The organism is Algoriphagus namhaensis (assembly GCF_042649705.1).
GTDB classification, from domain to species: Bacteria; Bacteroidota; Bacteroidia; order Cytophagales; family Cyclobacteriaceae; genus Algoriphagus; species Algoriphagus namhaensis.
In genome coordinates, this window is sequence record NZ_JBHRZS010000002.1 from 1 (window position 1) to 22,642 (window position 22,642).

Genomic DNA, 22,642 nt, shown 5'->3' on the forward strand with positions numbered 1-22,642 from the left:
CCTGAGGTCCAGTAGGTCCATCAGCACCGGTTGGTCCAGTAGCTCCGGTTTCACCAGTAGCACCAGTAGCTCCATCGGCGCCAGCAGCTCCAGTAGGTCCTGTTTCGCCTTGTGCACCAGTAGCTCCATCGGCGCCATCTGCTCCAGTAGCTCCAATTGGGCCTTGTGCACCAGTATCCCCTTGAGGTCCAGTAGGTCCAGTCTCGCCTTGTATTCCTTGAGCACCCTGAGGTCCAGTAGGTCCATCAGCACCGGTTGGTCCAGTAGCTCCGGTTTCACCAGTAGCACCAGTTGCTCCATCGGCGCCAGCAGCTCCAGTAGCTCCGGTTTCTCCAGTAGGTCCTTGTGCACCAGTAGCTCCGGTATCTCCTTGAGGTCCGGTAGGCCCTGTTTCTCCTTGTGCACCAGTAGCACCAGTATCTCCTTTAGGTCCGGTTGCTCCGGTAGGTCCAGTCTCGCCCTGTATTCCCTGAGCACCCTGAGGTCCAGTGGGTCCATCTGCACCGGTTGGTCCAGTAGGTCCTTGCGCTCCGGTTGCTCCGTCCGCACCAGTAGGTCCGGTTGCACCAGTTGCGCCATCTGCTCCATCTGCACCAGTAGGTCCAATTGGGCCTTGTGGACCAGTATCCCCTTGTGGTCCAGTGGCGCCAGTATCACCTTGAGGTCCGGTAGGTCCTTGTGGACCAGTTGCACCATCAGCACCGGTAGGTCCAATTGGTCCGGTTGCTCCAGTAGCTCCGGTTTCTCCAGTAGCTCCGTCTATTCCGTTAGTGCCAGCAGCTCCGGTAGGTCCTGTAGGACCAGTTGCACCGGTTGCTCCATCGGCTCCGTCAGCACCAGCAGCACCTTGAGGGCCGGAAGGGCCCATTTCTCCTGGGTCACCTTTATCACCCTTTGGACCTTGAGGCCCTGTGGATGTAGGGAGAGTAACAGTATTTCCATCGGAAATGGAAAGCTGATCCCCATTAATTGCAAGGGTTTGTAATTCGTTAGTGATAGAACCATCGACTACGTCAGTATTCCCGAAATCATCGGTGATTGAAATAGTACCATCACCGTTGTCAGTGATTAAAGCACGTCTAGAATCAAAATCTAAACTTATTCCTGCAGCGCTGGTAAAAGTAAACGTCCCATCACCATTATCTAAAAGTTCGGTATTTGCATTGAAGGTAACTGCTGTACCATCTTCAGAGGTGAAAGTAAAAGTCCCATTTGCATTGTCGGTAAGTGTGGTAATGGTTTGTAAGTTTTGTACAATTTCTTCGAGGTCTAAGACTATGAAATCCCCATTTTCATCAAAATAACCTATTGTGCCATCTTCATTCACAACTAGGCTCCCTTGCATTTTCATGCGGATATCCTCCAGTTCTGTGCCTACTGCGGCAAGTTGATCGTCAATATCGTCCAGATTATCAGAATCCAATACTCGATTCCAACTCCCCTCTCGCCAGAAATAGAAGCCGGGCTCAATAGTTTCACTTTGATTGATGTTGAAAACCAAAAGGCCATCCACAGGTCCTCCAGGTAGCAACGCTGCATCCTCTGGGGAATTAAGTGAGAGTCTTGGGATCAAAATCCCAAGATTGGAAGATTCAATATGCAGAATAGTAGATGGATGGGGATTTTCTGTCCCAATCCCTACCTGCGCATGGGCTACACCGACAAATAGCGCCAAGAAACTTACCAGTAATACCTTTTTCATAACCTCTATATTTACTAAACTTTTAATGCTTTAATTTTGACCGTGAAGACAGCGTTTTGTTTTTTTAATCCTCCTTAATTACTTGAATCCAACCCTTAAAGGACTGAGTGCTTCCATCTTCTTCTACCACATCTAAAATGTAGAAGTAGGTGCCTGCCACAAGCCCTTTTGCTTCCCAGTTGTTCGAATAATTATCTTCTTCAAGGATGTTATCCCCCCAACGTGAGAAAATAGTAAGCTTGTTAGAGACAAATTTGTTGAGTCCCTTTATTTCAAATTGATCATTGAATCCATCAGAATTTGGCGTGATGGCATTTGGGATGAAGAATGATTTCACCTCATTTTCATCTGTATCCAGGTTGTCACTAGGATCTTCATCTGGTTCAAAAGAGCTTACCTCTGCCACATTGATGATTCGGCCTGGATCAGCTGCCCTTACTCGCAGTGTAAAAGTGGCCTCATCGCCGCCGATAAACTCGGGGATACGGATGATAACAGACTGGCCGACGACCTCTACGTCAAACTCAAGTAGCCCAAAAATCGATTCTCCTTCTACGCTCACAAATTCAAGCTCTCTAGGAAGATTATCAACCAGAACGACGTCTGTGGCGGCAACCTGGCTATTGTTTTGAAGGGTGATTTGATAGTCAAATTGATCGCCCTCCCAGATGGAAAGGTCGAATGAGGTTTTTGTTAGCCCCAAATTAGTAAACCCAGTGAGCACACCTAATGTATAAACAGAAGTGCCACTAAGTGTGACAGCCGAGCTCACAAGTTGTGCTGGTAAATCTATTTCTCCTCCTTCACTGACCCATTGAGAATCAGTTTCGTCCCATCTTACAATCCCAATTTTGTTGAGCTCTCCTAAGATAAAAGGAGGTGTGGTCACATCACGCCAAGAAAGAGTTAGGCTTAAGTCGCGGTCACTTGCCTCAAGATTTTCTAGTTCCCAATATTCGGCATCATTTACTAAAACAACGTTTGGAGCCGTTTGATCTCTAGGGTAAAGGTTACCTGGATCTTCTAAAAAATATCGAGCAGTGATATTCAATTCATCTCCTGCGGGAATTGGAGAAGCGAAAAGAATACGACGAAATGCTGCATCTCCCGTAGGGAAAAGAAGCTCCTGCTCGATAGCGGCACCTACTTTCCCATCTACAAAGCTTTCATCAGAGGAGTTCTCAGAATTTGCACCTACTTCAAAACCAAAAATATGGTCAGCAGAACTTGCCCTGACTACCCCTGCCTCAAAGTCCGCTAAGCCAGATACCTGCAGATCATTGGATAGAATGAAGTCGGAATCGTTGCTAAGGAATAGATTCCAAGTGTTGATCTTTGAAGAGCCCGTTAGACTCTGACCACTAAGCCCTTCTAATCGAAGTAGTCCGGTTTCTTCGGACTGGCTAAAGGTAAACTCTCCTTCATTGGCTACATCAGACAAGAATATTACTGTCCCATCGTTTATAAATGAGGCATCGGTGCGATTTTCAAATGGAAATGCAGACCATATAATTGCTCCTTCTTTGACGGATAATTTACCCGTATTGACAAATTGTGCAAAAACAGTTTGGCCGCAGCACAAAAGTCCTACAAAAACCGGTACACACCGATATAAGAAGCTTCGAGTCATTTTGGGTAAAATTGTAATTCTATATGGGTAAAATTTAAGCTATGATCTTTCACCTTCGGCATAAATTATGCCATTAGTCCTTCCGATTTAGTACAAAGCCCTTTTACAAATAATATAAGTATCTGTTGATCTGTATTTTATGAATAAATGAAGCTAAAATTAAGGGTGATTTAGCTCCACTTTTTTAATTATAAATTGGGGTGTAGACAAAAAAAAGAACATAAAATTGTATTCCAACATCTTTTTTTTGAATTCAAACCAAATAGCCAATGCAAAATTTTGCTTGACCTAGCGGTAAAAATACAAGCTGCTACAGAAAAAATGGTTTAAAAAAAAGAAAAATTATGTAAAGCTTGGTTTAAATTTAACCAAATGACCGATTCGGTGAGATTTCGGTAGAGCAAGTGATACTCTTAGGTTTTTTGGTGTTGTAATCACTTCTCTGAGATCAGTAGTTCTGATTCAACTCTAAATCTTTCACCATAAATCCCCTCAGGAAGCCCTTTGCCGCAGCCAATGATCATACAGATTTCAGAACCTGAGGTAAGATTTAGGAGTTTTTTCACCCGCTTGCTATCAAAGCCTTCCATAGGGCAGGTATCATACCCAACTGCCTTCACTCCCAGCATAAAGGTCATGGCTGCCAAAGCTGCAGATTTATGAACCGAAATTCGAACTTCTGTTTCACCGACCTCTCGAACCATAGGTCGTTTTAAACCTACGGTAAAGGCGATTAATTTTTTTACCAAGGTCCATCCCGGAAATTTGCTGTAAAGCTTGGGGATTAAATTTCCGTAGTAGCTCAGGGCTTGTTTTTTCTTCTTCTCGGATTGATTTTGAGTCGCCGATTTGATGTATTCGTAGTTGGCAGCTGCACGCGATTTCCATAGATCTCGTCGAGTCACTACCACGACCAATTCTCTAGCCGTGGTGGCGGCTTTTTGTCGCATGCAGAGCTCAGCAAGCTGGTCTTTTAAGGAAGAGGATTCGGGAACGCGGATAAATTGATAGAGTTGAAGATTGGAACTATTTGGAGATAAAATTGCAGCTTCTAGTGCCTTCTTAATCAAATCATGATCAAACGGAGTTTCTTGGTCAAAAATCCGGACTGATCTTCTACTTTCTACTGCATCAAAAAAACTCATCGTCTCGCTCATCGTTAAATCGGGTGATTTTCTTATCATTTTTTCTTGGGAATAGCACATATTCCCTATCTTTTGACACGAATTTAATGCAAATAATCATTCCCACTTATGATTTTCGAACTCATTCGATTACAATGGCTCAAGTCCTTTCGATCCACCTCCTTTGCAAAAAGTGCGGCAGTGACTGGACTTTTGATCTTTTTGGCTATTCTATTACTAAGCTATGTATTGATGGCGGGTCTCCTTTTGGCCAACATCATAGATAAGCTAGCAGAAGGTCAAGATCCGATTTTCGTAGTGAACAGTTCGCTCATCTATTTCTTCTTGGGTGAGTTTATGTATAGATATTTTATCCAAAAACTCCCAGTAATCGAACTGGAGAGTCTTCTGCATCTGCCTATCGGAAAGCGGAAAATCATGAATATTCTGCTCGGGCGATCATTTTTCTCTCCACTAAATATTATAGCCCTTCTCCTATTTCTTCCCTTCGGGATCAGTAAGGTAGCGGAAGCCCATGGTATGTTAGGGCTGATTGGCTGGATTGGGACGATTGTTCTGTTAAGTTGGTCTTTGCATTGGTTTATGCTTTGGTTTAAGCAAAAATTCGAGGATAGCTTTATTGGGCTTGTAGTGGTTTTTGTGGTATTGATTTTAGGTGGCGGATTGAGTTATCTGGGCTGGTTTAACATGGGCGAATTATTAGCTCCCTTGTTTATTTACTCTATGACAAGCCTGATTCCTGTGATTGGGTTTTTGGGACTTTGCATTCTGACCTACTTTATTACATACCGATTCTATCTCAATAATGCCTATCTGGAGGATCTGACGGAAGAGGAAGAAGTTCGTTTTGCCAATCAAAGCGTAGGATTTTTCTCCAGATTTGGAGATGCTGGTGAAATGGCGAATTTGGAATGGAAGCTCATCATCCGTCATAAAAAGAGTAGATCGTATCTCATGCTTTCAGCTTTCTTTTTGCTTTATGGGTTGATTTTTTATACCAATCCAGTATATCAGGATGAAGGGGTAAGTGCCATTTTCATATTCGTTGGGATTTTCATCACAGGTATCTTTATGATCCAATATGGTCAGCTATTTTTAAGCTGGAACTCCTCGAATTTTGATTTTTTCATCAATCGAAGAAATGGCATTGAGTCTCTGATTCGGGGGAAATATTTACTCTTCATTTCTATCTCATGCCTTTGCTTTCTGCTATCGGTGCCTTATGCGTATTTTGGCTGGAAGTTTCTGCTGATCCATTTTGTCACCTTTATTTTCAACATTGGAGTTCTCATCCATTTATTGATTTATGTGGCGCTTTGGAAACCAAAACCCATGGATTTGAATAAGGGAGCGATGTTTAATTATGAAGGAGTAGGGGCAGCCCAATTCTTGATAATTATACCATTGATTGTCATACCTTATGCGATTTATCTCCCTTTTGCCTTGCTAATCAATGACTATGTTGGTCTAGCGGCACTTGGATCGGTTGGTCTGCTAGGATTGATTTTCTCCAAAAAACTTATCAATATCAACGTAAAAAGAGTGCTCAATCAGCGCTACGAAGTTTCATCATCATTTAGACAAGAAGTATGATCAGTGTAACAAACCTTAAAAAACAGTATAAAGAAGCAGTTGTATTGGACGTGCCACAGCTGGAGATTCCAAAATCTGAATGTTTTGGCCTAGTTGGAAATAATGGTGCAGGTAAAACCACACTTTTTCGAATCATGCTCGACCTGGTAAGAGCAACGGAAGGCACAGTAACCCTAGAAGGGGAGGATGTGAGTAAGTCGGAAGCATGGAAAGGGCGAACTGGGGCTTATTTGGACGAGCATATGCTCTTGGCTTACTTGACTCCAGATGAGTATTTTGAGACGCTTCGCAAAATGTACCAGCTCTCCGAAGAGGATTTGAACCTGCACTTGTCAAAGTTTACCGAGCTTTTTAATGATGAAATTCAAGGCAAGAAAAAGTACATCCGAGATCTCTCGAAGGGAAACCTAAAGAAGGTAGGTATAGCTGCTGCCTTAATGGGCAATCCCGAAGTAGTTTACTTAGATGAGCCTTTTGAAAACCTGGATCCAAGTTCTCAGATTCGATTGAAAAAACTGATTTTACAAGAGAAAGAAAAGTCTCAAACCACCTTTTTGATTTCTTCGCACGATCTGAACCATGTCACGGAGATTTGTGATCGAATTGTGCTTTTGGAAAAAGGTAAAGTCATTAATGACCTTCGAGATCGTAATGCAATGATGGCTGAACTTGAGGCTTACTTTACAGGGTAAGTAAGAATTATACTCTTGGTAATTTGGTTATTTGGCGAGCTTTAGGATTCGAAAAGCCCCCTGAATAACCAAGGCAAAGACGATGATCCCTACGAGGAGATCCGGGAGGCTCGAATTGAGCCAGTTGACCAGTAAGGCTGCGACAATGACCCCCGCATTGATAATCACGTCATTGGATGTGAAAATCATGCTTGCTTTCATATGTGCTTCCTCTTTAGTTTTTGATTTTTGTAAGAGATAAAGACAAAGGGCATTAGCTACTAGTGCCAAAAGTGACACCCAAATCATAGTTTGAAAGTCCGGTAATTTTTCTGATCCAAGAAACCTTCGTAAAACCTCTACAAAACCAATAAGAGCAAGTACGATCTGAAAATATCCAGCGATGCTAGCAATGCGTTTCTTTCTATGGATCGCTGCACCCACAGCGAATAAACTGATCCCGTATACAAAACTATCGGCGAGCATGTCCAGACTGTCAGCCACTAATCCCATGGATTTTGAGATCAAGCCAAAAGTCATTTCAAGTAGGAAAAAGAAAAAATTAATCAGTAAAACCATCCAAAGAAGTTTTTTCTGATCTTGATGCTCCTCAAATTCTTCTTGATCAGTAATAGAAGTCGATAGCTTTTTTTCACCCAGGTTTAGTTCGGCAAGGGACTTTTCAATAGGGCCGATTTCTCCCGAGTGATATACCGTCAGTTTGCGATTCGGAATATCAAAGTTAAGATTGGCGATGCCGTCAACACCCTCTAGTTTCATCCGGATCAAATTCTCCTCGGAGGGGCAATCCATCTGAGTTATTTCAAAAACCGATTTTTTCATTAGCTAGATCGAGAATTGTCTGAGCAAAAGAATATCGCTTTGAAAAGACTACTGATAGACTCGAATGTAGTCTACCACCATGGCACTTTCTGTAAAATCAGGATCAATTTCTGGCAAAATCGCAATATTCATCAAGAAATAGTAGTCACTGTCATAGGGCCAGGTGTTCTCATCTTTTACTTCTGGGGCGTAGGTGAGATGTTCTACTCCGTCGACGCTGAATACGATCTTGTCCTTATCCCATACCATAGAATAGATATGGAAATCATCTGAAGCATTTTTGATTTTTTGACCGCCTACATTCACGACCCCATCTCCATAGCTGGAGCCATTATGAAGTGCGCTGGATACATAATCTTGATCATCCCCCCAATGCTCCATGATGTCTATTTCTCCACAATAAGGCCATTTGGTAGTGTCGTAGCCCTGATTATCCCAAAAGGCACCATCTTCATCAATATTGGTATTGAGCATCCAGATGGCAGGCCAGGTCCCTACGCCAGAAGGGAGCTTTGCTCGTACTTCCACTCGACCGTAGGTAAAGGAAAATTTAGAATTGAGGCGGGCAGCCGTGTATTCTTTGGTTTCACCTTGGTCGGTAAATGTTTCTTTTTTGGCTACTAAATGAAGAAAGCCGTCTTTTTGGAAGGTGTTTTCTACCCGATTTGTATAATGATTAACTAATCCGCCAAACCAACTTCCCCAAGGGGGTAATTGGGTTTGATGAAACCACTTTTCCTCATCTAAAGCCCCTGAGCCATTAAATTCGTCAGCCCAAACCAAATTATCGAATTTTTGAGAGTCGTCTCGGTCAGAAGAGGAGTCTGAAGCCCCCTTATTCAAAAAGATGAAACAAGAAAAAAGAATTAATACTAAAGGAAATGCAAGGGTGGATAGGATCTTTTTCATAGGTCTAAGTTAGCTCATTTAAAATTTACCCAAGATAAGACCTATCTCCGTAGAGGTCAAAAATCTGAGTACTTGTGCCCTCAGGATAAAAATTTAGAAATCCTTAAACAGAGGCTGAATCTTTTTCCCATGCAATCATTCTGTAAGCTGTCTCAGATTTAAATCCAGTTTCTTGATCTTCAAAAGTGTAATTGAATTGACGATCGATTAATCTCCGGAGTGGAATATCTTGGCTAATGGCCTCATTTAGTACCTTGATTTTACTCCCAGAGTCCTGGATACAAATCACCACAATACATTCACTTTGAATACCTGATATGATTCGTTGGATGAATTCGACTTCTTTTTTCTTATCCTTTTTGGTGAAATGAAACATGCTGTCTAAAAGGACAAAATCAAATCCTTTAAAATTATCAAAGGCATAAATGTCTTCTACTAGGCCTTTTAAGTTAAGATTTTCGGTCTTTGCTATTCTATTCATCTGGTCAATTCCAACTAGAGAGTTGTCAATTCCAGTCACATCATACCCAAGACGCGCAAGTGATATCGCATCCCTTCCTTGCCCGCAGCCTAGATCAAGTACATTCCCTTTTCTCGGATATCCAGCAAAAAACTCAATCAATTCTGGATAAGGCTCGCCGAATAGATTTTCTGTTTGATAGTATTTGTCGTAGACAGCTGCCATTTCAGTTTTTGGATTTCAGAAAGGTGTTGACAACAATAACCAGGCTTATAATTGAACATAAAAGCAAGGAGAATTTAGAGTTATTTGGTGAAGCAAAGCTTACTCCTATTCCTATTCCCAAAATAAATAATGCAACTATTAATTGAATCGACATTTTGGGGGTAAGGACGAGATCTCCATTTTTGAAAGGTTTTAGTTTCATTTTTAGAAAGATTTCAATTCGTACAAAGGGGCGGGATTAAATTTTATCTGAATCTTAAAATAGCACAAGATTATCATCAGTATTTTATCAGCTACAACTAAAAATATGAAAAATTCACTTATCTCGGAGGGTAATAAAAAAACCTCTCCATTTGGAGAGGTTTTGTGGAGCTGGCGAGATTCGAACTCGCGTCCAGATAAGGAAACACCGTACCGTCTACATGCTTAGTCATCGATTGGTTTTCGACCAGATTATGGTGGATGACACACCTTGCACCGGCTTAGCTATTAAGTCTTAGGCCCGATGAATAGCATCTCGAGCAGCAGTCCAATCTTATCGACACCCCTTAGTCCACCCCGAAAGGACGGAGGGCGGAGGGATGTGGCTGGGGAATCCCGATTGGGGACTCAACCCTTAAAGCAGTCTATCCTAAAAGGTTAGATTAGGCAGCCATGGCGTAATTAGATTCGCCAATTATGGTTCGTATGAATGGTTTAAGGCCGTACATACTCCAGCCTGCATGCGAGCCCGCTATTCACACTTCCTGTCAATACCGGTCAGCCCCATTGTAGGGATGACAAAAGTAAGCGAAATTTTGTTCCCAACACCTCTTCGATTTTTTAGATCATCGAGTAAAATCTGGTTAATACATCTAGAAAGTGCCAATGAAATTTTCGGGAAGGGATTGCACTCAGTCATATCAGTAAGATAATCCCGCTAAGTGTCAAATGCTTAAATAAAATCTTTCCAATCCCTGCCTTTTCCTACCTCCCGAATACTCAGTTTTTTATATCTTGCGGTGATGGAAAATTTTGTCGTTTCGGCAAGGAAATACAGACCGGCGGATTTTAAAAGCGTAGTAGGGCAGGAGCACATTACCACCACCCTGAAAAATGCGATCAAGAATAATCACTTGGCGCAGTCTTTTCTTTTTTGTGGTCCTAGAGGAGTGGGTAAAACTACTTGCGCCAGAATTTTGGCTAAAACGATCAACTGCGAAAACAAAACCGCAGATTTCGAGGCTTGCGATACCTGCGATGCCTGCAAATCTTTCCAAAACAACAGTTCATTTAATATCTACGAACTTGATGCAGCATCTAACAACTCTGTAGATGATATTCGAAATCTTGTTGATCAGGTACGTTACGCTCCGCAAAAAGGTCAGTACAAAGTATATATCATCGATGAGGTTCACATGCTTTCGACTTCGGCCTTCAATGCCTTTTTGAAGACCTTAGAGGAGCCGCCGAGTTATGCCATCTTTATTTTGGCTACCACGGAAAAGCATAAAATTCTTCCCACCATTCTATCTCGATGTCAGATTTTTGACTTCAATAGGATTCAGATCAGGGATATTGCTACGCATCTCACCAAAATTGCAGAGGCAGAAAAAGTAGAGTTTGAAGAGGAGGCTCTTCGACTGATCGCGACCAAAGCTGATGGAGCCCTTCGAGATGCTTTATCTATTTTTGACTTGATCGTAACCTATTCTGCGGGTAAGAAAGTCACCTATCAAGAGACTATAGATAATCTCCATATTCTGGATTACGATTATTACTTCAAGGTTGTAGATGCTTTTTTAGCTGAGGATATAAGTGAGGCACTTTTGATTTTTGATGAAATCCTTAAAAAGGGATTTGATGCGCATAATTTTATCGTAGGTCTAGCCACTCATTTGAGGGATGTTTTGGTAGTGAAAGATCCAGCTACTGTGGAGCTTTTGGAGGTTTCTGACGATACGAAAGCACGATATATTCAGCAAAGTGAGTCCACTTCTGTATCCTTTTTGATTTCTGCATTGAATATTATCAATCAATGCGACATCAATTATAAAATGAGCAAGAATCAGCGCTTGCATGTGGAATTGGCCTTGATGAAAGTGGCGAAGCTTTCCCAAGCTTTCACGCTAGCGAAGCTAGCTCAGGCAGAGTCAAAAAAAAAAGCCTAGAACCGAAGACTGAGGAGCCTTCTGCTTCGAAAAGCCCAGCTACAAGCGCAATCGAGGACACCCTAAAGAAAGCACCTCCTCCGAAAACGCTTTCTATCCCCACAAGCCTATCGAATACCAAGGAGCTCTTAACTAAAGCAGCTAAAGATGAGGTGGAAGAAAGTGCATCGAAGGCTGTAGCCGAAGAAGCTAAAGAGAAGAGCGTGGAGCGAGTTTCCCTTACGCCCCCTTTGTTTAATCAACTAATCGAAGGAATTAAAGATAAGCTTACCCAAGAGGATAAAAACCTAGAGTTGGCAATTCTTAACCAAGAGTTGGAATTTCACGAATCTGAAGTCAGTATTCAGGTTTTTGGGCATGTGCAGGAAGAAATCGCGACAAAGATGATTCCTTCTTTGGTACATTATTTCAGAGAGGAAGGAAAGGTGTCAGAGATTTCATTCAAGCTTGACATTCAGGAGGAAGCAGATCAGAGTGCAAACAGAATGTATACCAACTCTGAGAAGTTTGAATATCTCAAAAAGAAGCACGGAGCCCTCGCGGAGTTTCAGCGGAAATTTGGCTTGGACACGGACTTTTAAAAGTCCAGAGATATCCCAAAGTTTATGAGGTTTTGGAGCTGAATGGCCTGTTTTGACGTGCCATCATCTTGTTTTATGAAGACCTCCTCATCATAGATTAGTATGGTCTCGATCCGTGTGGAGATGAATTTGTTCACTTTTAGGCGGATCACTGAATTGAAGTTCACTACTAGATTTCCAAATCGCTCGTAGTTTGAGAAGAGGTTCAGATCTGCCTTCCAGGTGACATTTTCCATTATCTTAAAATTCGAAATGGAGGTATTCAAGGAAACTCCAGCTTCAGCACGGACATTTTCGCCAGGAGTCACACCAAATGCTCCAGCCTGACTGAGTGAGTCATTCATCACGATTGTGAATCGTCCCGTAAAAGGGGACAAGATCATGGATACTTTGCTTTCGTTTTCGTAGGTACGTCTGTAGTTGATACCCGTAGACGATTGCAAGTAGCCCGGGCTGAGCAAGTCAGAGATTTTTTGCCGGGTTTCAGAATCACCCCCACCCGGGCGACTATATTTAAAGCCTTCAAGAAGTTGGGTTCGGAAGTCGATTTGGGTGGACAGATAGTATAATTCGGATAACTCACGACCATAGTTACTCACAAAGTTCAGGTTGTCATTAGTCTTTCTGGTTCGGTACTCTCGATCGGATTGACTATTGAATCCTAAATTGACATTAAGCTGCGTGTCCCAAACTTTCTTGTCCTTTTTATAATTGGCAAAAAGGGAAAGGCCCGAGTTCAAAGCCAAAGAACTAGCACCACCTGCAGCCCAATTACTAAGGGTTACTTGTTGTATGTTAAGGTTGTAATTTCCCCCGGTCTTCCAGAATATTTCTTTGGGAGGTTCTTCAATCAAAAGCGAGTCACCTAGCATGAGCAAAGTGTCCCCATTGATCAAAACCGTATCGGGGATTACTTGCCGATCTTGAGCACGACTAGATTGGGCAAAAATGAATAGAAAAGCTCCAAAAAGCAGTAAAAACCTTTGCATGAAGGGTGAGCGACATTGATAAATTAAGGCGTGAAGATAACCAATTTCTGACCTATGCTGATGAGGTTATCGTTACCGATTCGATTCCAGGTTTTTAATTCATTCACAGAAACTCCGTATTTTTTGCTGATCGCAAAAAGCGTCTCTCCTTGTCTCACGGTATGATAGGTTTGACTCGGCGCCTTGTTTGTTTGTGCGGTAACTTGGGTCGGTGTACTTGTCGGTTTGCTCTCAGCAATTACCACTTTGCTTGGCTGTGGCTGAGCAGGAACTTGCACGATCGGAATTTCTTCCCCTCTGCTTCTGTGCTCTTGGAGATTGAGAACCATACCCACTTTGAGCTCGGAGTCTTTACGGATTCTATTTTTTGCTTTGAGGGAGCTAAGTTTGATACCATATTTCTGAGAAATGCTCCACAGCGTTTCACCAGCACGCACAATGTGTGTTTCTACTTCTGCTTTCGCCTTCTTCTTTTTGGTGTAATAGTACTTTCCAGATTCTATTCGAGCACCTTTTTCCAGATCATTTAATCTTCGTAGCTTCTTTTCTTTGATTTCCAGATCTTCTGCGAAATCAGCCTGTGTGGTGGTTGCAGGCGCTTGAACAGCCTTAATGTCGTTTACTCGGATTTGATTTGGCTGAGAGGCCTTGCTTTGGTTTCCTGATACCTTTGGATAGCTATCAGCCAAACTATACTTTGGGCTAACCTTGCTCTCCGTCTTGGTCTGTGGCTTGCTTTCGATGATGGCAGGCTGGATAGGAAGTTCACCTGTGGAAACATAGACTAGGGTATAGGTTTTTCCAGCTGGGATTTTACCATTTTTCGTCCAAGTATTATATTCTTCCAAATGATCTTCGGAAACATTATACTTTTTGGCCAACGCGGAAAGAGTCGTCGGGCCATTGACGGATACTTCTACAAGTCTTCTATTGCTGGTAAATTGATTGATGTTATCCTGAAAGGCGATTTTATGGGCAAGAAATTTCTTGAAATACCAATGCGTATTTCGATCTACATCGACCACCCGCTGACCATTGTATCTATCTCCAAAGTACTTTTTGGCTCCACCTAAGCCCATTTGATAGGAAACCAAGGCGCACATCCAATTATCAAAAGAGTTATTATGTTTTTTTAAATAAAGTGCAGCTCCTTTGGTCGAGGAAGCAATATTTTGACGCTCATCGATTTGTCCATCGACACGTAAAAACACCTCCTCTGCCGTGCCTTGCTTAAACTGCCAAAATCCAACCGCATTGGATGTGGAAACAGCATTTGAAATCAAGCTGCTTTCTTGAATCACGAGAAATTTCAGGTCTTCGGGGACATTGTTTTCCCGAAGTACCCGCTCCACCAAAGGCATGTATAGGTTTACCCGATCAAGTTTAATTTTGAAATATTCCGGGTTTCGATATTGCGCATCCACATCCAGTTGGATTTCTCTTCGTGCTTGCGGATTGATCCGTACCAAAAGGTCGGCAAACTCCAGCTCTGCAGGCACTTGTGGGATCTGCGCCAAACTCTCAAATGAAAGCGAAAGAATCAGAAGAAAAGGAACAAGGAATAATTTGGTGTACTTCATGTGAAAAAAGGCTTAAAACCTACGGTTGGCCTACTTTCTGCAAAAATGATTCCCTTTTTAATTCCTTTATTTTTTTCTTAGCATCATCACTCCATCTCGCAAGGGGAGGAGGGCATTTTCTACTCGTGGATCGTCCTGTACTTTTTTGTTAAAATGAAGCAAAGCGCGAGTATCCTTGTCCATTTTTTTACCGCCAAGATCCACCACCTTTCCGGACCAAAGTACATTATCTGCAAGAATAAAACCGCCTGGACTTAGCTTATCTATAAGTAAATCAAAATACGCGCTGTAATTTACTTTGTCGGCATCGAGAAAAACCAAATCAAAAGGTCCATCTAACTCTGGAATGATATCCATGGCATTTCCCAGTCGATAATCGATTTGATGCTCCATTCCGCTCTCTTTGAAAAAGCCCCTTACCATGGTTTCCAATTCATCATTGACATCTATGGTGATCAGCTTTCCTTCCGAATCTAGACCTCGGGCCAGGCAAATAGCCGAATAGCCTGTATACGTACCCAATTCTAAAATTACCTTGGGACGGGCTATTTTAGAGATTAGCTCCAGAAATTTTCCTTGAAAATGACCAGAAATCATTCTGGGTAAAAGCACCCGAGTCTCCGTGATTCGGGTTATTTTTTTGAGAAGAGCATCTTCCGGAGAGGTGTGATTTTCGCAATAGGAAAGTAAGTCTTGGTCAAGGAAGTCCATGAGAATTAATGGGGTAAGTAGGTCAGCGTACTGATCATTTCTGGATCGAAAGTTTCTTGGGCAATCTCCTGCAGCTCTTCGGCTTTGGTTTCTCTTACCAAATCGAAAATTCTATCCAATGAGTCAATTTTGCCATGATCCAAAAGGCTTTTGCCATAAACCAGCATAAGTCCAGCATAATTTTCCTCTGCCATGGCCATTTGCCCAATGACTTGCTCCTTGGCCATGTGCAGCTGTAATGTACCCATCTTTTTATTTCGAAGTAGGGCTAATTCTTTGAGGACAAGTTTCCTCGCCTTGTCCAGGGTTTTGCCCTCCGTTCCAAAATAAATCCCGAAAAATCCCGTATCGGAAAAGGGTTGATAGGAGGACTCAATGCTATACACCAAACCGTGTTTTTCTCGTAAGGTGAGATTTAATCGGCTATTCATGCTAGGGCCACCGAGGATGTTGTTCAGCAGGAAAAGCTTGTACCGATTCGGATCATGAAGTGAATAAGTAGGACGTCCCATGGCACAAAGGGACTGTGTTACTTCTCTATTAATAGTCTTTTGCTTAGGCTCATAATTCTGAAAATCACTTCGAATGTAGAGACTTTTCTTAGGCTGAATATCTTTTAGCGGACCTTCGATTTGACGAAGTGCTTTGGCAAAGCTAATGTTTCCTACCACGGAAAAAATCAGATGCTCAGTGTCCAGATGCGTACCTATAAAATCAAAGAAATCGTTTTGGGTAAATGAGGCTACAGTTTCTTCCGAGCCCAAAATATTTCTACCTAGGGAATGATTTTCAAAAACCAGAGCGTCTAGCTCGTCCTGAATAGAATCATCCGGAGAGTCGCGATACATGGCCATTTCTTCCAAAATCACCTGTCGCTCTTTCTCGATTTGCTTTTCTGGAAAGGTACTATTGAATGTAATGTCGTACAGCAGCTCGGCTGCCTTTGGGTAGTGATCTTTGAGAGTAGAGGCATAGAAACACACCTTTTCCTTGGTGGTATAGGCGTTGAGTTCTCCACCCAGTGACTCTAGACGATTGAGGATATGAAAAGTCTTCCGCTTTTTGGTTCCTTTGAATGCCATATGCTCCCAAAAATGGGCGAGCCCTTCTTGAGCCTTGGTTTCATCTCGGCTGCCAATATTCAATATAAATCCACAATGGACCAATCGAGTATGTGTGATCTCCTGATGGACAATGCGGATCCCGTTTGGAAGTTCTTTAATATTGATCATCAATGGGGTTTAGAAGGGCGAAGTTACGCAAAAATGCAGGCTTTTAAAGCGACGTGAATAATGTTAAGTTTGTACTTAACCCAACGTAGAGTTGCTTGGTTTGAAAATTAGATTTTTACTCGATACAATTTTATTAAGATGAAATATACTCCACTTCCCAAAGAACTCTATCAGCGGAATAGAGCAAAACTCGCTTCGAAACTACAGTCTGGAAGCGTTGCCATTTTGAATTCAAATGACATCATGCCTACCAATGCGGATGGTACCATGCGTTTCAGGCAAAACAATGACATTTTCTACCTCTCCGGAATCGATCAAGAAGAGTCAATCCTTTTGATTGCCCCTGATTGTCCAGTAAAGGATTATCGGGAAGTTCTTTTTCTCCGAGAAACCAATGAACACATTGCTGTATGGGAAGGTCATAAATACACCAAAGAAGAAGCGCAAGAAGCCTCGGGAATCGAGAATATCCAGTGGCTAGGTAGCTTTGATCAGATTTTTAACACGGTAACCGCCCTTTGTGAAAATATCTATCTGAATACAAATGAGCATCTGAGAGCTGGAGTGGTGGTGCAGACAAGAGATGCGAGATTTATCGAGCGTTGTAAAGCGCAGTTTCCGCTTCATGAATACAATCGTCTAGCGCCTATTATGCACGAATTGAGAGGGGTGAAGGAGCCAGAGGAAATCGCGCAACTACAAATGGCCTGCGACATCACAGAACTTGGTTTCCGTCGGGTACTAGGTTTTGTAAAGCCAGGGGTGACTGAGTACGAGATCGAAGCGGAGTATCTGCATGAGTTTGTAAGAAATCGCAGCAAGGGTTTCGCATATGAGCCGATCATTGCTTCGGGAGCCTCAGCTTGTGTGTTGCATTATTTAGAAAATAATAAAGCCTGCAAGGATGGGGAACTACTTCTGATGGATGTGGGTGCGGAGTATGGCAATTACAATGCGGACATGACTAGAACCATCCCTGTGAATGGTCGATTTACATCACGTCAAAAGGATGTCTATCAATCCGTTCTTAGGGTAAAAGATATCGCCACTGGCATGTTGGTTCCAGGTGTGACTATTCAGGACTATCATCGTGAAGTTGGCTTAGTGATGCAAGACGAATTATTAAGACTTGGATTGATCACTCAAAAGGATATCTCAAAGCAAGACCCTAAATGGCCTGCCTATAAAAAATACTTTATGCATGGCACTTCCCATCATTTGGGGTTGGATGTACATGATGTGGGCACGATGCATTATCCCATTGTAGAAAACATGGTATTTACTGTAGAGCCAGGAATTTATATTCCAGAGGAGGGTTTTGGAGTGAGACTGGAAAATGATGTGGTGGTGAAGTCAGGAGGAAATCTAGACCTGATGAAAAATATCCCGATTGACCCAGAAGAAATTGAAGACTTGATGAATGCTTAAAAAAAGAAAAGCTCTTCCGAAAGGAAGAGCTTTTTTGGTTGATTGCAGGATGTGCAATAATGGATTATCCGATAGAGATTCTCTTGAATGCTGATACAGTCATTCCTTTGCTTACTCCGTCAAGATATTGAGCGATAGTCCTAGAGTTGTCTTTTACAAAAGACTGGCTAAGCAAAGTATTCTCTTTGTAGAACTTGTTCAATTTGCCTAGAGCAATTTTCTCAAGCATTTCCTCAGGCTTACCTTCAGCTCTAGCTTGCTCTTTTCCTACTTCGATTTCTCTTTCTACAACGCTAGAATCTACACCGTCTTTATCTACGGCTACTGGATTCATTGCTGCAATTTGCATCGCTACGTCTTTTCCAGCTTCTTCAGCATCAGTTCCGCTTGTGTTGGTCAAACCTACCAATACACCAAGCTTACCGTTCGAGTGGATGTAAGGAACTACGCTTTCAGCGTTTACTACTTCGAAATGAGAGATGGAGATTTTCTCACCGATCTTACCAGTCATTTCCACGATTTTCTCACCTACAGTGATATTTTCGTAAGGAAGTGCAAGGATTTCTTCAACAGAAGAAGCTCCGCTTGCTACAGCAGTTTCAAGAAGTGAGTTTGCGAAAGCACCGAACTCTTCGTTTTTAGCCACAAAATCAGTCTCACAAGTCAAAGAAAGAAGTGTTCCTTTAGAACCGTCAGCAGAAACGTGAGTGACTACCACACCTTCTTTGGTCTCTCTGTCTGCTCTAGATGCAGATACTTTTTGTCCTTTTTTTCTAAGGATGTCCACTGCCTTTTCAAAATCACCTTCAGCTTCAGTCAAAGCTTTTTTGCAATCCATCATACCGGCGCCGGTCATTTGTCTTAGTTTGTTTACTTCTTGTGCAGTAATTGCCATTGTGTTGTCGTTTTATTGGAACGTTATTGATTTATAGAATCTATTTCGCTGCGAGCAGCGGAGTATTGGTTTTTTCCTCCTGAGAAAGGAGGTAAAACAAAAAAATTGAACATAGACGAAAGCCTGATGTTCAATTTTTTTATGTAATCAAATCATGCAGTGGATTATTCCTCTGTCTCAGCTGCGTCAAGTGCTTTTTTCTCAGCTTCCATTTCGGAAGATTTAGCTTCGTCCTTGTCTTTCTTACGCTCTGAAAGACCTTCTTCGATAGCTGCACCGAATGCTTTTACGAGTAGAGAAACAGATTTAAAGGCATCATCATTCGCTGGGATAGGGAAGTCCACCTCATTTGGGTTGGAGTTAGTATCCACTAGTGCGAAAACAGGTATACCTAATTTTTTTGCTTCGGCGATAGCAATGTGCTCACGCTTGATGTCCACGATGAAAAGGGCTGCTGGAAGTCTAGTCAAGTCGGCGATGCCTCCAAGTACAGTTTCCATTTTCTCCTTTTGACGGCTAAGCATCAATCGCTCCTTCTTCGCCAAGTTTGTGTAGGCATCTTCTTTGGTCATTTTTTCCAAAGTTGACATCTTCTTTAGCGACTTTCGGATTGTAGCGAAATTGGTCAACATACCACCCAACCATCTTTCGGTGGTGTAAGGCATGTTCAATCTGCGTGCTTCCTCAGCTACCAAGTCTTTTGCTTGCTTTTTGGTAGCGACGAACATCACTTTTTTACCGGAACGTACGATTTGCTTCACTGCGTTAGATGCTTCTTCGAGGCAGGCAAGCGTTTTGTTAAGGTCGATAATATGGATACCGTTCTTCTCCATAAAGATATATGGAGCCATTCTCGGATCCCACTTTCTCGTCAAGTGTCCGAAGTGGACACCAGCATCTAGTAAGTCTTTGTATTCTAAATTGGCCATTAATAAATTGTTTTTCTATGATGTAAGAATAGATTCGAATTAACGCTTCGAGAACTGGAATCTTCTTCTTGCTTTTCTTCGTCCTGGCTTCTTACGCTCGACCATTCTTGGGTCACGAGTAAGGAAACCTTCTTTTTTCAATGGACCTCTGTGCTCCTCGTCAAATTCGCACAAAGCTCTAGAGATAGCCATACGAGCTGCTTCTGCCTGCCCTTTGATACCACCTCCGTCTACATTGATTTTGATGTCATAATTTCCGTCTACACCTACGAGTGAAAGCGGCTGCTTCACTACGATCTGGTGAAGGTCAAATGGGAAGTAAACTTCCAATGACTTATCATTGACGGTAATGTTTCCATTCCCTGGAGCCATATAGATTCTGGCCACAGAGGTCTTTCTTCTACCGATTTTGTTGATCATTTCCATGATTTGTTCGATTAAAGGGTGATAGATTTTGGCTGCTGCGCTTCATGCGGATGCTCAGCCCCTTCGTATACATAGAGGTTGCCATAAAGCTTTCTTCCTAGTCTGTTTTTAGGAAGCATGCCTCGCACCGCTTTTTCGATTAAAATGGTTGAGGATTTGTCTTTCAACAATTTTGGGGTAGAAATTCTCTGACCTCCTGGATATCCAGTGTGTCTCACATAAACTTTGGAGTCCCACTTGTCACCAGTTAGTCGGATTTTGTCTGCGTTGATTACGATTACATTATCACCGCAATCCACGTGAGGAGTAAAGCTTGGCTTTACTTTGCCTCTTAAGATTTTTGCGACTTCACTCGCCAATCGGCCTAGAACTGCAGACTGGGCATCGACTACGACCCATTGTTTGTCTACGGTTGCGGCATTGGCTGAGATCGTCTTGTAGCTCAAAGTATCCACTGCGTAACTGTTTAATTTTTAGCGTATTAAATATATTTTGCCCTCAAAAAGGGACACAAAGATAGAAGTAATTTATTTTGCATGCAAAAAATTTACAATACTAAGTCCTAATTTTCATTGGCTTAGCCTGCACGTAATCTCACTCGAGAAAATTATCTTCTGAAATTTCAACGAATTTAGGCTGATTTTTCCAATTGTTGCGTCAAAACACGGAAGTCTTTGGGGTAGGGGGATTCGACAGAAATAGACTCTCCTTTAACCCCAAGAAAGGAAATCGCGAATGCATGCAGTGAGACTCGCTGCATAATTGGAAGCTCCTCGGTCTCCTTTTTAAGATTGAAACGTCTCTTCAGGGAAGAGAGGTAAAGAGGTTTGCCTCCATATAAGGTGTCGCCGCAGATAGGGTATTTCAGAAAAGCCAAATGCACCCGGATCTGATGTAAACGGCCTGTGATCGGCTTGCACTGCACCAACGTGTGAGCGTAATAGGTTTTTAAAGTGTGAAAAATCGTTTGTGCAGGCTTACCGGCTTTGGTGACCTTTGCCACTCCTTTAGTGGTAGCTGCCAGATTTTTATCCACAAGCTCTTGATCAAATTCTTTGATACCCTCGATTACTGCATGATAGACCTTGTCTACCTTTCGGTTTTCAAACTGCATGGCTAAGTTTCGATAGGCAACCGGATTCTTAGCAATTACAAGACATCCTGAGGTTTCCTTGTCTAGTCTATGACAAAGTTGCGGGTCGGGGGTATAGGTACGCGCTAGGTCCAGAATGTTTTGCGCTTCATGTCTATCATCCAAGCTTGAAAGATAAGGAGGCTTGTTGATCACGATGTAATCTTCGCTTTCAAATAAGATTAAAGAAGAGAAGGATATTTTTTTCATAATTCAGTTTTCCTGTTCTGGAAAGGCAAAACTAAGGAATAAAAAAATCGACTCGCTTATTTCATTTAGAATTCATTGCGATTTCCAAGTTTCTGGGGATTTAGGTGAGATCGTTGCAGTATTTTTCTTTTCAGAAATTATTCTGCCTCATCCTCCTTGATTAGTGGCAATGAAAAGCTAAAGACAGAGCCCTTACCCACTGTGGAACTTACGGAGATTTTACTTTTATGTCCTTCCAAAATATGCTTGACTATGGCGAGGCCCAGCCCAGTTCCGCCTTTTTCTTTGGATCGGCTTTTTTCCACACGATAAAATCGCTCAAAAATATGCTTAATGTCCTCTGCCGGAATACCCTTGCCATTATCCTTGACGGATACTTGGATACTGGATTTTCCCGCTTTTAATTCTACTTCCACTTCACCACCTACTTTTTTATTGTTGTAATTAATGGCGTTAAAAAGGAGATTTTGAATCACCCTATAGATTTTGTCTTCGTCTCCATAGGTGAGGTAGTCCACTCCCTCTTCAAACTTGAATTTCAGACTGATGCCTTTCTTGGTGGCTTTGTGTTCGAGTTGGTCTATTACCTCCAGTACCAAAGCTTTCAGTCTAAATTCTGAAAAATGAAAATCGATGTCTCCGCTCTCAATCTGATTTAGCGTCAAAAGGTCCATGACGAGCTTATCAAGAGAGTCAAGGTTTTTGGCAGCACGTTTCAGGAATTTCATTCGTACCTGCTTATCGTCTATGGCTCCATCTAGCAAGGTGTGAATGTAACCTTGCGTAGCGAAAATCGGTGTTTTCAATTCATGAGAAATATCCGCTACAAATTCTCGACGGTACTCTGCATTTTTCTGTAAAGCATCAATTTCCTTTTGCTGTGCAATGGCGTAGGAGTTGATCACTTTGTTGATTTTCCGAAGGGGAGAAATAGAGGCAGAGCCAGATTTTTCGGTAATGATTTCTCCATGCTTTTTCTTTTGGATTTTTTCCAAAAGGGAATAAATGTTCCCGATCTCCCGAAATACCAGAAACTCCAGTGTGATGAAGATGAAAATGTAAGAAGCTGAAAATGCTAGTCCAGCGGCTACCAAAATCAAATTGACCGTGGCGTCATCCATCAAAGAAAGAAAAGCTGCCACCATCAGTCCGATGATGATTGCAAGAATCAAAGCGATGCCACGGGAGGTTCCTAGCATGT

At 42.2% G+C, this 22,642-nt stretch carries 20 protein-coding genes, 1 other RNA gene and 1 pseudogene; 5 read left to right on the forward strand and 17 right to left on the reverse strand.

The annotated features are described in order from the left end of the window. The 3 genes and pseudogenes from ACFOSV_RS00015 to ACFOSV_RS00025 form a co-directional block, all read right to left on the reverse strand. Positions 1-1,702 (reverse strand): annotated as a pseudogene (locus ACFOSV_RS00015) (hypothetical protein); the annotation flags it as partial. 64 nt (positions 1,703-1,766) lie between these two features. After that, positions 1,767-3,332: a T9SS type B sorting domain-containing protein gene (locus tag ACFOSV_RS00020; RefSeq protein WP_377902141.1), complete on the reverse strand. Its 1,566-nt coding sequence runs from the start codon at positions 3,330-3,332 to the stop codon at positions 1,767-1,769. Positions 3,333-3,766: 434 nt separating this feature from the next. Further along, positions 3,767-4,516 (reverse strand): nitroreductase family protein, encoded by a 750-nt coding sequence (locus ACFOSV_RS00025; protein ID WP_377902142.1) that lies wholly within the window; start codon positions 4,514-4,516, stop codon positions 3,767-3,769. Positions 4,517-4,585: 69 nt separating this feature from the next. Between ACFOSV_RS00025 and ACFOSV_RS00030 the strand changes: the two genes are divergently transcribed. Beyond that, positions 4,586-6,070 (forward strand): DUF5687 family protein, encoded by a 1,485-nt coding sequence (locus tag ACFOSV_RS00030; RefSeq protein WP_377902143.1) that lies wholly within the window; start codon positions 4,586-4,588, stop codon positions 6,068-6,070. Next, positions 6,067-6,762, forward strand: a complete 696-nt coding sequence (locus ACFOSV_RS00035; RefSeq protein ID WP_377902144.1) for an ABC transporter ATP-binding protein — start codon at positions 6,067-6,069, stop codon at positions 6,760-6,762. Before ACFOSV_RS00030 ends, ACFOSV_RS00035 begins: the two co-directional genes overlap by 4 nt. Before the next feature lie 27 nt (positions 6,763-6,789). Here the strand turns inward: ACFOSV_RS00035 and ACFOSV_RS00040 are convergent, their stop codons facing one another. From ACFOSV_RS00040 to ssrA, 4 genes are all read right to left on the reverse strand, one after another. Further along, positions 6,790-7,584, reverse strand: a complete 795-nt coding sequence (locus ACFOSV_RS00040; RefSeq protein ID WP_377902145.1) for a cation transporter — start codon at positions 7,582-7,584, stop codon at positions 6,790-6,792. Positions 7,585-7,632: 48 nt separating this feature from the next. After that, positions 7,633-8,493, reverse strand: a complete 861-nt coding sequence (locus tag ACFOSV_RS00045; protein WP_377902146.1) for a glycoside hydrolase family 16 protein — start codon at positions 8,491-8,493, stop codon at positions 7,633-7,635. Positions 8,494-8,596: 103 nt separating this feature from the next. Continuing rightward, entirely contained in the window at positions 8,597-9,178 is a 582-nt protein-coding gene (locus ACFOSV_RS00050; RefSeq protein ID WP_377902147.1) for a class I SAM-dependent methyltransferase, read from the reverse strand. A 364-nt stretch (positions 9,179-9,542) separates the two neighbouring features. Then, positions 9,543-9,945: a transfer-messenger RNA gene (gene ssrA / locus ACFOSV_RS00055) on the reverse strand. A 237-nt stretch (positions 9,946-10,182) separates the two neighbouring features. Between ssrA and ACFOSV_RS00060 the strand changes: the two genes are divergently transcribed. Continuing rightward, positions 10,183-11,328: a DNA polymerase III subunit gamma/tau gene (locus ACFOSV_RS00060; protein WP_377902148.1), complete on the forward strand. Its 1,146-nt coding sequence runs from the start codon at positions 10,183-10,185 to the stop codon at positions 11,326-11,328. Between the two features lie 152 nt (positions 11,329-11,480). After that, the gene (locus ACFOSV_RS00065; RefSeq protein WP_377902149.1) at positions 11,481-11,909 is read left to right on the forward strand and encodes a hypothetical protein; all 429 of its coding nucleotides are present in this window, start codon (positions 11,481-11,483) and stop codon (positions 11,907-11,909) included. On the opposite strand, the gene ACFOSV_RS00070 is transcribed toward ACFOSV_RS00065, so the two are convergent. The 4 genes from ACFOSV_RS00070 to ACFOSV_RS00085 form a co-directional block, all read right to left on the reverse strand. Beyond that, the gene (locus tag ACFOSV_RS00070; RefSeq protein ID WP_377902150.1) at positions 11,906-12,898 is read right to left on the reverse strand and encodes a DUF3078 domain-containing protein; all 993 of its coding nucleotides are present in this window, start codon (positions 12,896-12,898) and stop codon (positions 11,906-11,908) included. The two genes, ACFOSV_RS00065 and ACFOSV_RS00070, sit on opposite strands and share 4 nt — an antisense overlap. 23 nt (positions 12,899-12,921) lie before the next feature. Beyond that, on the reverse strand, positions 12,922-14,478 hold the full coding sequence (locus ACFOSV_RS00075; protein ID WP_377902151.1) for a lytic transglycosylase domain-containing protein: 1,557 nt from the start codon (positions 14,476-14,478) through the stop codon (positions 12,922-12,924). Between the two features lie 66 nt (positions 14,479-14,544). Beyond that, positions 14,545-15,189: an O-methyltransferase gene (locus tag ACFOSV_RS00080; protein ID WP_377902152.1), complete on the reverse strand. Its 645-nt coding sequence runs from the start codon at positions 15,187-15,189 to the stop codon at positions 14,545-14,547. 5 nt (positions 15,190-15,194) lie between these two features. After that, positions 15,195-16,424, reverse strand: a complete 1,230-nt coding sequence (locus tag ACFOSV_RS00085) for a M16 family metallopeptidase (protein WP_377902153.1) — start codon at positions 16,422-16,424, stop codon at positions 15,195-15,197. A 135-nt stretch (positions 16,425-16,559) separates the two neighbouring features. Here ACFOSV_RS00085 and ACFOSV_RS00090 point away from each other — a divergent pair, with 135 nt between their 5' ends. Next, positions 16,560-17,849 (forward strand): aminopeptidase P family protein, encoded by a 1,290-nt coding sequence (locus tag ACFOSV_RS00090; protein WP_377902154.1) that lies wholly within the window; start codon positions 16,560-16,562, stop codon positions 17,847-17,849. A gap of 64 nt (positions 17,850-17,913) precedes the next feature. On the opposite strand, the gene tsf is transcribed toward ACFOSV_RS00090, so the two are convergent. The 6 genes from tsf to ACFOSV_RS00120 all read right to left on the reverse strand — a co-directional run bounded on the left by tsf (position 17,914) and on the right by ACFOSV_RS00120 (position 22,640). Then, a complete protein-coding gene (gene tsf, locus ACFOSV_RS00095) occupies positions 17,914-18,744 on the reverse strand; it encodes a translation elongation factor Ts (protein ID WP_377902155.1) in 831 nt (276 codons plus the stop codon). Between the two features lie 164 nt (positions 18,745-18,908). Further along, on the reverse strand, positions 18,909-19,673 hold the full coding sequence (gene rpsB / locus ACFOSV_RS00100; protein ID WP_377902156.1) for a 30S ribosomal protein S2: 765 nt from the start codon (positions 19,671-19,673) through the stop codon (positions 18,909-18,911). 39 nt (positions 19,674-19,712) lie between these two features. Further along, positions 19,713-20,099 (reverse strand): 30S ribosomal protein S9, encoded by a 387-nt coding sequence (gene rpsI / locus ACFOSV_RS00105; protein ID WP_377902157.1) that lies wholly within the window; start codon positions 20,097-20,099, stop codon positions 19,713-19,715. 11 nt (positions 20,100-20,110) lie between these two features. Continuing rightward, positions 20,111-20,554: a 50S ribosomal protein L13 gene (rplM, locus tag ACFOSV_RS00110; RefSeq protein WP_377902158.1), complete on the reverse strand. Its 444-nt coding sequence runs from the start codon at positions 20,552-20,554 to the stop codon at positions 20,111-20,113. A 176-nt stretch (positions 20,555-20,730) separates the two neighbouring features. Then, the gene (locus tag ACFOSV_RS00115; RefSeq protein ID WP_377902159.1) at positions 20,731-21,441 is read right to left on the reverse strand and encodes an RluA family pseudouridine synthase; all 711 of its coding nucleotides are present in this window, start codon (positions 21,439-21,441) and stop codon (positions 20,731-20,733) included. A 137-nt stretch (positions 21,442-21,578) separates the two neighbouring features. Next, positions 21,579-22,640 carry a sensor histidine kinase gene (locus ACFOSV_RS00120; RefSeq protein ID WP_377902160.1) on the reverse strand — a complete coding sequence of 354 codons (1,062 nt, stop codon included), beginning with the start codon at positions 22,638-22,640 and terminating at the stop codon, positions 21,579-21,581. Positions 22,641-22,642: the final 2 nt, after the last annotated feature.